The sequence below is a fragment of the Amycolatopsis sp. YIM 10 genome (assembly GCF_009429145.1).
In the GTDB taxonomy this organism is placed as follows: Bacteria; Actinomycetota; Actinomycetes; order Mycobacteriales; family Pseudonocardiaceae; genus Amycolatopsis.
Genome location: NZ_CP045480.1, coordinates 8,248,694 through 8,262,258, shown reverse-complemented (window position 1 = coordinate 8,262,258; position 13,565 = coordinate 8,248,694). Strand labels below are relative to the sequence as shown.

Below are 13,565 nucleotides of genomic sequence, written 5' to 3'. Positions count from 1 at the left end.
TCCACTCGGGGGATGCCCGCCGGTGCGCCGGGTGGTGGCACCCCTTCGAAGGGTGTCACTCCAATGGCGGTTTCCGGCCCGGCGGGCACTGTTAGCCTCGGTCGTGTGGCGAGCAAACTGCCACGTGTTGATGCGCGCTGATCATTTTCGCGGCGCAGTCATTCGGCATTACCCAAAATGGCACTGGGCGGAACACGACGGTCAGTGCAACTGTGCGCTGAGCGAATTCGCCGGCGCACTTCACTCGAACGGCCCTTTTCCCGCCACTGGACAGACGCTGGGGGACCGCATGGTTCTGGAGATGCCGGCAGCGCGCGTACCGGCCGCGCGTGACGTGCGCCAGGCGCTCGCGCGGCACGTGCTCGCCGACGGTTACGACCTGGTGCTCGATCTCTCCGCGAGTTCGGGTTCCTGGCTCGTCGACGCCGTCACCGGCACCCGTTATCTCGACCTGTTCTCATTCTTCGCCTCGGCGCCACTCGGGATCAACCCGTCCTGCATCGTGGACGACGACGCGTTCGTCGCCGAACTGGCCGCGGCCGCGGTGAACAAGCCGTCGAACCCCGACATCTACACCGTGCCGTACGCCAGGTTCGTCACCACCTTCGCCCGCGTGCTGGGCGACCCGCTGCTGCCGCACCTGTTCTTCGTCGACGGCGGCGCGCTGGCGGTGGAGAACGCGCTGAAGGCGGCGTTCGACTGGAAGGCCCAGAAACTCGGGCTGGACGAGCACGCGGTCGACCGGCTGCAGGTGCTGCACCTGGAGCGGTCCTTCCACGGCCGCAGCGGGTACACCATGTCGCTGACCAACACCGACCCGGCGAAAACCGCGCGCTACCCCAAGTTCGACTGGCCCCGCATTCCCGCCCCCGCGCTGACCCACCCGCTCGACGAGCACGCCGAAGCGAACCGGCTGGCCGAGCGGGAGGCGCTCGCCGCCGCGGCGGAGGCGTTCCGCGCCGCGGACGGCATGATCGCCTGCTTCCTCGCCGAACCCATCCAGGGCGAAGGCGGGGACAACCACTTCAGCGCCGAGTTCCTCCAGGCGATGCAGGAACTCTGCCACGCCAACGACGCGCTCTTCGTGCTCGACGAGGTGCAGAGCGGCTGCGGGCTCACCGGCACGGCCTGGGCCTACCAGCAGCTGGGCCTCCGGCCCGATCTGGTCGCTTTCGGCAAGAAGACCCAGGTGTGCGGGGTGATGGGCGGCGGCCGGATCGACGAGGTGCCCGGCAACGTGTTCGCGGTGTCCTCCCGGATCAGCTCGACCTGGGGCGGGAACCTGGCCGACATGGTCCGCGCCACCCGCGTGCTGGAGACCATCGAACGCGCGCAACTGCTGGATGCCGTGGTGCGGCGGGGAAAGTACCTGCGTGACGGGCTCGAAGCACTGGCCGGGCAGCACGCGGAAATCACCAACGCGCGTGGTCGCGGCCTGATGTGCGCCGTCGACCTGCCCGATGCCGAGTCCCGCGACGGCGTGCTGCGCCGGATGTACACCCAGCACCGGGTGATCGCGTTGCCGTGCGGGACGCGCGGCCTGCGGTTCCGGCCGCCGCTGACGGTCACCGAAAGCGAGATCGACCTGGGACTCGAGGCGCTGGCGAGCAGCGTCGTCCCGGTGAGCTGACGCGCGACCGTCGAAATCTTCCGCCGCATTCCTGACGAGAAGGAACTTCCTCGATGACGTCAGCACGACACCTGAAGTCGGCCGCGGACTGGTGCGAGCGCATCGACGCGATCGCCGGTCAGCGCTGCGACCTGGAGATGTTGCTCAAGGACGAGTGGCGGCACCGGGTCGCCGTCCGCGACGACGGCTCCGGTGTCCGCGCCACCCAGGAGCAGGAACTGGTTTTCGCCGGTCAGGACTACACCGCGCTGAAGGCGGCGCTGGCCGCCGGGGTCTCGCTCGGCGCCTACGCACTGGCCACCCTGCACAGCGTGCTGCACGCCTACGGGCACGGCCACCAGACGGTGCTCGCCTTCCTCCGGGACGACAGGGTGCTCCCGGTCATCGTCGACCACCTCGACCAGGCCGGGCTGACCTGCGCCGCGGCCGCCGAGCAGATCGACGACGCGGTGCGGCGGCAGGACATGTACCTCGCGCCGCCGGAGTTGTTGCGGCGCGGCCTTTTCGACGCGCTGCTCGTGCTCGCCGATCGGCGCCTGGCGCTCACCGAGCTACCGCCGTCCCCGCTGGTGACGGTCGTACGGGACGACCCGGCGGCCGGTTGCCTGCACTGGACCATCTCGTATGCCGGCGAGTTCTTCGAGGACAAGATCATCGCGGGTGTGCTCGACGTCGTGCGCGAGGTGCTCGGCCAGTTCATCGGCCGCCCCGAGCAGCTCGTCGCCGACATCGACCTGGTCTCGGCGGAACAGGAACTCCAGCTGCACCAGTGGAACGGCACCGACGGCGAGTTCGACGAGGACAAGCGGCTCAACGAGATCTTCGAGGACGTGGCCCGGCGCGCGCCGGAACGCGAAGCCGTGGTCTGCGGTGAAGTCAGCCTGACCTACCGCGAGATCAACGAGCGCGCCAACCAGTTCGCCCATTGGCTCCTCGGCGCGCCGGTGCGCGTGGAGCCCGAGGAACTGATCGGCCTCTACCTCGACAAGAGCGATCTGGGCGTGGTCGCCACCTTCGGCATCTGGAAGGCGGGCGCGGCCTACGTCCCGATCGATCCGGCCTATCCCGCCGAACGCATCCGCTTCATCGTCGGCGACACCGGGCTTTCCGGCATCGTGACAAACAGCAGGCACGCCGAGCGCCTCCGCGAAGTGCTCGGCGCCGAGCACGCCTCGGTGCACATCATCGAGATCGAAGCGGTGATGGCCGCGCAGCACGACGAGGCCGCCCGCGAGAACCCGGGCCTGGCGCTCAGCAGCCGGAACCGCGCGTACGTCACCTACACCTCGGGCACCACCGGTGTGCCCAAGGGCGTGCCGAAGTACCACTACAGCGTGGTCAACAGCATCACCGACCTCTCCGAGCGCTACGACATGCGCCGTCCCGGCACCGAACGCGTCGCGCTCTTCGCCTCCTACGTGTTCGAGCCGCACCTGCGCCAGACGCTGATCGCGCTGATCAACGAGCAGACCCTGGTGATCGTGCCCGACGACGTCCGGCTCGATCCCGACCGCTTCCCCGAATACATCGAGCGCTACGGCGTCACCTATCTCAACGCCACCGGCTCGGTGCTCCAGCACTTCGACCTGCGGCGGTGCCCGAGCCTGCGGAAACTGCTGCTGGTCGGCGAGGAGCTGACCGCGGCCGGGCTGCGGCGGCTGCGCGAGCGGTTCCCCGGCCACGTCGTCAACGAGTACGCCTTCACCGAGGCCGCCTTTGTCACCGCGATCAAGGAGTTCGCGCCGGGGGTGACCGAGCGCCGCGACCGCAGCATCGGCAGGCCGCTGCGCAACGTCAAGTGGTACGTGCTCAGCCAAGGGCTCAAGCAGCTGCCGATCGGCGCCATCGGCGAGTTGTACATCGGCGGCTGCGGGGTCGCGCCCGGTTACCTCAACCGGGACGACCTGACCGCCGAGCGCTTCACGGCGAACCCGTTCCAGACCGAGGAAGAGAAGGCACGCGGACGCAACGGCAGGCTCTACCGGACCGGCGACCTCGCGCGGGTGCTGCTGAACGGTGAAGTCGAGTTCATGGGCCGCAGCGACTTCCAGCTGAAGCTCAACGGCGTCCGCGTCGAGCCGGGGGAGATCGAGGCGCAGGCCACCGAGTTCCCCGGCGTGCGCAAGTGCGTGGTGGTGGCCAAGGAGAACGCCACCGGCGACCGCCACCTCGTCGGTTACTACATCGCCGAGGACTCGGCGGAGGTGGCCGAGGCCGATCTGCTGGCTTTCCTCGAACAGCGGCTCATCCGGATCATGGTGCCGGCGCGCATGGTGCCGATGTCGAGCATTCCGGTCAACGTCAACGGAAAGGTGGACTGGCGCGCCCTGCCGGACGTCAGCGTCCACGACACCGGGGAGCACGCGCCCGCCGACGGCGTCACCGGCCGGCTGCGGGAAATCTGGAGCGACGTGCTCGGTGTCCCGGCCACCCGGATCGGCGACGGCGACGACTTCTTCCGCCTCGGCGGTCAGAGCATCTCGTGCATCCTGCTGATCGCCAGGGTGCGGCAGCGGCTCGGCCTCTCCCTCGGGGTGGAGGACGTGTTCGCGCTGCGCACGCTGGGCGCGCTGGCGGGTTACCTGGAACAGCAGGCACACGGCGCCGAATCGGCGGTCGCGATCGAACCGGTCACCACCGGCAGCGAGCCGGTCCGCATGCTCGCGAACGGGTTGCAGCAAGGCCTGCTCTACCACCACCTGAAGACCGCGGGCGGCGACGACGCGTACGTGGTGCAGTCGGTGCACCACTACCACGCGCCCATCCGCCCGGAACTGATGAAGGACGCCTGGCAGCTCGCCCGGCAGAAGTACCCGGCACTGCGGTTGCGCTTCGAATGGGGCGACGAGCCCGTCCAGATCGTCGACAACGATGACAAGCCGTTCGACTGGCGCTTTGTCGACCTGAGCGCGTCCGACGATACCGAAGCGCGGATCCGTGAATTGCAGGAACGCGACCGCACCGAGCCCTACGAACTGGCCGAGGGCCGCCTCTTCCGCGTCTACCTGATCAAGCAGCGCGACGACCTGTTCTCGCTGATCTTCAGCTGTCACCACATCATCCTGGACGGCTGGAGCCTGCCGGTGCTGCACGACGAGGTGCACCGCGGTTATCTCGCCCTGCTCGCCGGGCGGCCCGCCGAGTCCGATGTGGACAACGCGTACGTGGCGGCCCAGCGGTACTGGGAGGCGCACCGCAACGACCACGCCGCCTACTGGGTCGAGCAGATCGGCCGGATCGACGAACGCGGTGACTTCGCCGGGCTGCTCAACGAGCGCAGCCGGTACCGGGTCTCGCTGGCCGACTACGACCACGTCCGGCAGCACCGGACCAGGAAGCTCTGCCTTGGGGCGGAGCTGACCGGCGCGCTCAAGGCGGGCTGTGCCGCCGACCAGGTGACCCTGCACTCGGTGCTGCAGTTCGTCTGGCACAAGGTGCTGCACGCCATCGGCGGCGGCAACACCACCGTGGTCGGCACCATCGTGTCCGGCCGCAACCTGCCGGTCGACGGCATCGAGCACTCCGCCGGGCTGTACATCAACACGCTGCCGCTGATCGTCGACCACGACGAGCAGGCCGGCCGCAGCGTCGCCGAGGCGGTTCGCGACATCCAGGCCACGGTGAACACGATGAACACCAAGAGCATCGTGGAACTGGGCAGGCTGCAGAGCGGTGAGATGAAGCGCCGCCTGTTCGACACGCTGCTGGTGCTGGAGAACTACCCGCGCCTGCTGGACGAGGCGGAGGAGCGGGAGCACCAGGAGCTGCTGCGCTTCGAGAAGGCCTACGACGCCGACAAGGTCGACTACCCGATCGCCGTGGTGGCGCGGGAAGAGGGCGACGAGCTGACCGTCACCCTGTGGTACGCGGGCGAACTGTTCGACGAGGACACCATCGACACCCTGCTCGAAGTCGCGCGGACGTTGTTCTGCCAGGTGTCCGAGAACATCTCGCGCCCGGTCCGCGACCTGGACCTGGTCTCCCCGGCGATGCTCGCGCGGTTCGACTCGTGGAACGAAACGGCCGAGGACTTCCCCGCGGACAGGACGTTGCACGCGGTGTTCGAGGAAATGGCCGCACGCTGGCCGGACGAGATCGCGGTGGTGTACCGCGAGAACCGGCTGACCTACCGCGAGCTGAACGAACGGGCCAACCGCCTGGCGCACTACCTGCGCTCGGTGGTCGAGCTGCGGCCGGACGACCTCGTCGCGCTGGTGCTGGACAAGAGCGAACTGATGATCACCGCGATCATCGCCGCCTGGAAAACCGGCGCCGCGTACGTGCCGATCGACTCCGGTTATCCCGACGACCGGATCTCGTTCATGCTGGAAGACACCCGGGCTCGCCTGGTGGTGACCAACGAGATCCACAGCGAACGGCTGCGTTCGCTGCCCGGCGCGGAATCCCGGTACGTGCTGGAGATCGAGCTGCTGCACCTCGACGACCAGCCCGCGACCAACCCGGTCACCGAAACGACCAGCACCGATCTCGCCTACGCGATCTACACCTCGGGCACCACCGGGAAGCCCAAGGCCGTGCTCGTCGAACACCGGGGCGTGGTCAACCTCCAGGTGTCCCTGGCGAAATTGTTCGATCTGGGCAAGGAAAACCGGGACGAGGCGCTGCTGTCGTTCTCGAACTACATCTTCGACCACTTCGTCGAGCAGATGACCGACGCGCTGCTCAACGGGCAGAAGCTGGTGGTGCTCGACGACAGCATGCGCACCGATCCGGAACGCCTCTGCCGGTACCTGAACGACGAGCAGGTCACCTACCTTTCCGGTACGCCGTCGGTGCTTTCGCTGTACGACTACTCCACGGCGACTTCGCTGACGCGCATCGACGCGATCGGCGAGGACTTCACCGAGCCGGTGTTCAGCAAGATCCGCGGCACCTTCCCCGGCCTGATCATCAACGGGTACGGGCCGACGGAGATCTCGATCACCAGCCACAAACGGCCCTACCCGCCGGACGTGCACCGGGTGAACAAGAGCATCGGCTTCCCCGTCGCCAACACCAAGTGCTACGTGCTGAACAAGGCGATGAAGCCGGTGCCGGTCGGCGGGATCGGCGAGCTGTACATCGGCGGAATCGGCGTGACACGGGGTTATCTCAACCGCGAGGACCTGACCGCCGACCGCTTCCTGGACAACCCGTTCCAGTCGCCGGAGGAAGCGCGGCTCGGCGAGAACGGCCGCATCTACAAGACCGGTGACCTGGTGCGCCGGCTGCCCAACGGTGAGGTGGAGTACCTCGGCCGCACCGATCTCCAGGTCAAGATCCGCGGTCAGCGCGTGGAACTCGGCGAGGTGGAGGCCGCGCTTTCCTCGTACCCCGGCGTGGTCCGCTCGCTGGTGGTCGCCCGCGAGCACACGGTGGGGCAGAAGTACCTGGTCGGGTTCTACGTCGGTGAGCAGGAGTTCGACGAGCAGGACCTGAAGCAGTGGATGCGCGGGAAGCTGCCCGAATCCGTGGTGCCCGCGCGCATCCTGCGGATCACCGACATCCCGGTGACCCCGAGCGGGAAGCTGGACGCGCGAAGGCTGCCGGAAACGGACTTCGGAGCCGGTGAGAGCGCCGAGTACGTCGCGCCGGTCAGCGAGTTCGAGCTGAAGCTGTGCGGTATCTGGTCGCAGGTGCTGGAGATCGCCCCGGACCGCATCGGCGTGCACGACGACTTCTTCGCGCTCGGCGGCGACAGCATTCGCGCGATGGCGCTGGCGCAGGCGATCACCACCGGCTTCGGCCAGGGTCTCGGTGTCGCCACCGTGCTCCAGCACACGACGCTCGCCGCGCAGGCCGAGCACATCCAGGCCGCCTCGCTCGAGCACACGGCGTGGACCCCGCTGCCGGCGGCGGCCGAGCACCCGCCGGTCTCGCTCGCGCAGGAACGCCTGCTGTTCATCGACGACTTCGAGGGCGGCACCGCGGCCTACAACATCCCGTTCGCGCTCCGGCTGCCCGCGAAGGACCAGGACGCGATCCCGGGTGCGCTGGCCGCACTCGTCCGTCGCCACCCCGCCTTGCGCACGCTGCTCAAGACCGATGAGCAGGGCGTGCGACGGCAGTTCGTCATCCCGGCGGACGAGGTGCGTATCGACGTCCCGCTGACCACAGTGGACAGTGCGGCGAAACTGGACGAAGTACTGGTCGAGCACGCCGCCCACGTGTTCCGCCTGCACGAGGAACTGCCCATCCGCGCCGAGGTCGTCGAATTCGCCGACGAGCCGCACCTGAGCGTCGTGGTGCACCACACCTGCTTCGACGGCTGGTCGTGGGACCTGTTCCGCCGCGAACTGGCGGCACTGCTGGATGGCACCGAACTCGAACCGCTCCGCGGCACGTACGGCGATTTCGCCGTGTGGCAGCGGCAGTACCTGACCGGCAAGCGCCTGTCCTCGCTGACCGAGTTCTGGACGGGTGCGCTCGGCGGGTTCGAGACGATCGCCCTGCCGCTGGACCGCCCGCGCCCGCCGCGCTTCGACTACCGCGGCCGTGAGCTGGAGTTCGAGCTGGACGAGCGGACCACCGAAGCGCTGCGCGAGCTGGCCCGCACGGCACGGGTGAGCCTGTACAGCGTGTTGCTCGGCGCGTGGTGCGTGATGCTCAACATGTACACCGGGCAGCACGACCTGGTGATCGGCACGCCGTCGGCGAACCGCGGCCGTCCGGAGTTCGACCGCACCATCGGCTTCTTCGCGAACCTGCTGGCGTTGCGCGTCCGTGTCGACCCGGCGGCGACCGTGCCCGCGTACGTGCGCTCGGTCGGTGAGGCCGTGGTCGCCGCGCAGGTGCACGGTGAACTGCCGTTCGAGCAGCTGGTCAAGGAACTCGCGGTGGAGAAGGACCCGAGCCGGCACCCGATCCTGCAGGTCAACTTCACCCTGCAGAACGTCTCGGACCACACCAGCGCGCTGACCGAGTACAAGCCGGACGCCGGTGGCTGGACCACCACGAAGTTCGACCTGTCGGCGACGCTGACCGAAACCGCGACCGGGCTCGCGGGCAATCTCACCTACGCCGCCGCGCTGTTCGACGACACCAGCGCCGGCGGGTTCATCGCCACCTTCAAGCACGTACTGAGCGAGTTCATCTCGGCCGCGGCGCAGACCCCGGTCGCCGAACTCACCGCGCTCGACTCGCGCGGCCAGGCGGCCCTGCTGACGCCGCCCGACGAGCCCGCGACCCAGCAGACCCGGACCCTGCACGCGGTGTTCGAGGAGATGGCCGCGGCCTGGCCTGACGAAATCGCCGTGGTCCACGGTGACGCGCGGCTGACCTACCGCGAGCTGAACGAACGGGCCAACCGACTCGCGCACCACCTGCGTTCTTGGGCCGGCCTGCGGCCGGACGACCTCGTCGGGCTGGTGCTGGACCAGACCGAGCTGACCGTCGTCGCGATCCTCGCGGTGTGGAAGGCGGGCGCGGCCTACTTGCCGATCGATCCCGGCTATCCCGACGACCGGATCGCGTTCATGCTGTCGGACACCGGCGCGAAGCTGGTGCTCGCCGGTGCGGCCCACGGTTCGCGGGTGCGCGGGCTGTCTTCGGCGAGGGTGCTGGACCTCGAGCAACTGGAACTGCACCACGAGTCGCCGGAGAACCCGGTCACCGAGACCACGAGCACCGAGCTGGCCTACGCGATCTACACCTCCGGCACCACGGGCAGGCCCAAGGCGGTGCTCGTCTCGCACGGTTCGGTCGACAGCTTCCGCGCGCAGCTGAGCGGCCGCTACTTCGGCACGCCCGACCAGACTCGCGAAGCCGTGCTGTTCCTGGCGAACTACGTGTTCGACTTCTCCGTCGAGCAGCTGGCGCTGTCCGTGCTCGGCGGGCACAAGCTGATCGTGCCGCCGCCATCGGCCGCCGACGACCCGGCGTTCTACGAGCTGGCGAACCGCGAGGGGCTGAGCTACCTCAGCGGCACGCCGACCCAGGTGCAGCGCTTCGACCTGACCCGGCTGACGCGCCTGCGCTGCGTGCTCGTCGCGGGGGAGGCGTTCCAGCCGCAGCACTTCGACAAGATCCGCGGTGAATTCGACGGCCCGATCCTCAACGCCTACGGCACCACCGAAACCACCGTGTACAACACCGTGCACCGCTTCGAGCCCGGCGATCCCCACCGGAACACGCTCGGCGCGCCGCTCGGCAACACGCGGCTCTACGTGCTGGGTGACGGGTTGAAGCTGCTGCCAACGGGCGCGGTCGGTGAGCTGTACCTGGCCGGCGAATGCGTCACCGAGGGATACCTGCACCGGCCGGAGCTGACCAGGGAGCGGTTCCTGCCGAACCCGTTCCCGGCCGAGTCCGGCCGTTATCCGATGATCTACCGGACCGGTGACGTGGTCCGGCGCGGTCCGGACGGTGAGATCCAGTACCTGGGCCGCAACGACGCCCAGGTGAAGATCAACGGGCTGCGGATCGAGCCCGGTGAGGTCGAGGCCGTGCTGGCCGGGTGCCCTGGCGTGCGCCAGTGCGCGGTGCTCGCCGGCGCGGATCCGCGGGCGCCGGAGCGCAAGCGGCTCGTCGGTTACTACCTGCCCGAGCCGGGCGCGTCCGTCGACGAAAGCGACATCCTCGCCGTGCTGCGCGCGCAGTTGATGCCGAGCATGGTGCCGTCGCCGCTGGTGCGGCTCGACCGGCCGTTGCCGATGACGATCACCGGCAAGCTGGACGTCGACGCCCTGCCCAGCGCGGACTTCTCGCCGAAGCGCGCGGCCTACGCGGCGCCCCGCGATCGCGTCGAGGCGCGGTTGTGCCAGCTGTGGAGCGCGCAGTTGCCGGGTGGTTCGGTCGGCATCGACGACGACTTCTTCCGCTCGGGCGGGGACAGCATCAGCGCCCTGCACCTGGCGAGCCAGGTCCAGCGGGAGATCGAACGCAAGGTCAGCGTCAAGTACATCTTCGACTACCCGACCGTGCGGCAGTTCGCCGACAACGTGCTCTCCGGCCCGGCCGACACCGGCGGCACCGACGAGCCCGAACAGGGCCGCCTGACCGGCGAGTGCCCGATGTTGCCCATCCAGGAGTGGTTCTTCGCCAAGCCCCTGGCCGACCGGCACCGCTGGAACCACAACTTCGCGATCCAGACGCCGCCGCTGGACACCGGGAAGCTGCGTGCCGCGATGGACCGGTTGGTCGACCACCACGACGCCTTCCGGCTGCGCTTCCCGGAAACCGGCGGTCAGTTCTACGCGGAGAACGCCCCGTCCATCACCGTGCACGAACTCGACGTGCGCGAGATCGCCGACCTCCAGCGGCAGCTGATCGACTGGCAGAGCGAGTTCGACCTGGCCGATGGACCGACCGCCTGCGCGGCCTACCTGCACGGCTTCGACGACGGCACCGCGCGGATCTGGTTCGCGATGCACCACCTCGTGGTCGACACGGTCAGCTGGCACATTCTGGCTCAGGACCTGGAGATCCTGTACAACGGCGGCGACCTCGGCGCGAAGACCGGCAGCTACCGCCAGTGGGCCACGGCCGTGCGCGAGTACACCCCGCACGAGGACGAACGCCGGTTCTGGGCGGACACCACGCGGGACATGGAGTCGCCGGAACTGCTGGCGCAGACCGAGGGGAGCACCAGGCGTCGCGAGGAGTTCGCGCTCACCGCCGAGCACACCCGGACCCTGCTCGCGGACAGCCCGTGGGCCTACGACACCGAGGTCAACGACCTGCTGCTGACCGCGACCGGCTTCGCGCTGCGGTCGATCACCCGCCAGGCGACGAACCACCTCACCGTCGAGGGCCACGGCCGCGAACTGTTCGACGGCGCGCCGGACGTGCGGGACACGGTCGGCTGGTTCACCACCATGCACCCGTTCGCCGTCGAAGTGGATCCCGGCGATCTCGGGCGCAGCGTTCTCGCCACCAAGGCGAGCCGGCGGCGGATCCCGCACCACGGCATCGGCTACGGCGCGTTGTTCGCTGGGCGGGCACCGCTTCCCGCGGTCAGCTTCAACTACCTCGGCAGGCTGAGCGACGCCGAGGCGGAACCGACCGAGGCGTGGCGGCTCGACCCGGCGATGTCGGGCAGCCACACGGTGAACGGCAACCGCGCGGCGAACCGGTCCAGCATCGACGTGACGATGAGCTGCACCGGGGGCCGGCTGGTCGCGGTGGTCGACAGCCTGCTCGGTGAGGCCGCCACCCGGATGTTCGCCAGCGAGCTGAAGGTCTGGCTGGAACGGCTGATCGCGCACACCGCGACCGTCGCCCGCAACGAACCGGCCCGCGAAACCGGCACCGAGCTGTTCGACCCGTACATCCTGGTGAACGAGGAAGCCGAGCAGACGCTTTTTGTGCTGCCCCCAGGCGAAGGCGGCGCGGAGAGCTACCTGAGCAACCTCGCGCGCGAGCTGCCGGAGCATCGGCTCGTGTTGTTCAACAACGTGCATCTGCACTCTCCCATGGGTTCGTTCGAGGAGCTGGGCCGCTACTACGTCGAGCACCTCCGGCGGTTGCAGCCGTCCGGGCCGTACCACCTGCTCGGCTGGAGCTTCGGCGGTGTGCTGTCGCTGGAGATCTCCCGGCAGCTCGCGCGGGCGGGGGAGCGGATCGCCGACCTGCTGCTGATCGATCCGTACTTCGGCATGCGGCAGGCGTCGGCGAGCATCGGCCTGCCCGAGGTCGAGGACATTCTCGACCCGATCAACTACCACTACCAGCCCGACGAGGCGGACCTCGCACGGCTCGCCGACCGGCTCGGCCGGCTGCTGTTGTTCAAGGCGGGCGAGCTGAACGACGTGGTGCACGGCCCGCACCAGCCGCGGTTGTTCGAGTTCTACCAGGGGACGCACTACAACAACCTCGACCTCCTCCTGCCCGCCGAAGCGATCGAGATCCAAGTGCTGGAAGGGGAAACGCACCATTCGTGGGTGCGCAACACAAAGCTGGTGAAGGCCATGTGCGAGCGGATTTCGTCGAGTCCAGGGAGAAATTCATGAAGATGCCGTCAGCAGAGGTTCCGACCATCGACGTCTCACCGCTCTTCGGGGACAACGCCGACGAGAAGGTCCGCGTGGGCCAGGAAATCAACAAGGCCTGCCGCGGCTCGGGTTTCTTCTACGCGTCCAACCACGGTGTCGATGTGCAGATGCTGCAGGACGTGGTGAACGAGTTCCACCGGACCATGTCGGACGAAGAGAAGCACGCGCTGGCGATCAACGCCTACAACCCGGACAACCCGCACGTGCGCAACGGGTACTACAAGGCGATCCCGGGCAAGAAGGCGGTGGAATCCTTCTGCTACCTGAACCCGTCCTTCTCCGAGGAACACCCGGAGATCAGGGCGGGCACCCCGATGCACGAGGTGAACATCTGGCCGGACGAGGGAAAGCACCCGCGGTTCCGCCCGTTCTGCGAGGAGTACTACTGGACCATGCACCGCCTGTCCAAGGTGATGATGCGTGGTTTCGCGCTGGCGCTGGGCAAGGCGGAGGACTTCTTCGAACCGGAGCTGAAGGAGGAGGACACGCTCTCCTCGGTCTCGCTGATCCGGTACCCGTACCTGGAGGACTACCCGCCGGTGAAAACCGGCCCGGACGGCGTGAAGCTGAGCTTCGAGGACCACTTCGACGTTTCGATGATCACCGTGCTGTACCAGACGCAGGTGCAGAACCTCCAGGTCGAGACGGTCGACGGCTGGCAGGACCTGCCCACCTCGGAGGACAACTTCCTGGTCAACGCCGGCACCTACCTGGCGCACCTGACCCACGACTACTTCCCGGCCCCGCTGCACCGGGTGAAGTTCGTCAACGCGGAGCGCCTGTCGCTGCCGTTCTTCTTCCACGCCGGGCAGCACACGCTGCTCGAACCCTTCCACCCCGACGGCGCGCCGAATGGGGAGCGCAACGAACCCGTCCGCTACGGCCACTACCTCAACCACGGTCTGCACTCGCTGATCGTGAAGAACGGGCAGACCTGAGGAGCA

General features: G+C 68.3%; 3 protein-coding genes. All 3 read left to right on the top strand.

Annotated elements, in window-relative coordinates:
* Positions 1-301 precede the first annotated feature (301 nt).
* The 3 genes from lat to YIM_RS39000 are packed head-to-tail and all read left to right on the top strand — an operon-like array spanning position 302 to position 13,559.
* Entirely contained in the window at positions 302-1,630 is a 1,329-nt protein-coding gene (lat, locus tag YIM_RS39010) for an L-lysine 6-transaminase (RefSeq protein ID WP_194239897.1), read from the top strand.
* 53 nt (positions 1,631-1,683) lie between these two features.
* Positions 1,684-12,579: a non-ribosomal peptide synthetase gene (locus tag YIM_RS39005; protein ID WP_153035143.1), complete on the top strand. Its 10,896-nt coding sequence runs from the start codon at positions 1,684-1,686 to the stop codon at positions 12,577-12,579.
* The gene (locus YIM_RS39000) at positions 12,576-13,559 is read left to right on the top strand and encodes a 2OG-Fe(II) oxygenase family protein (RefSeq protein ID WP_228004298.1); all 984 of its coding nucleotides are present in this window, start codon (positions 12,576-12,578) and stop codon (positions 13,557-13,559) included. The genes YIM_RS39005 and YIM_RS39000 overlap by 4 nt, the downstream gene beginning before the upstream one ends.
* Positions 13,560-13,565 lie beyond the last annotated feature (6 nt).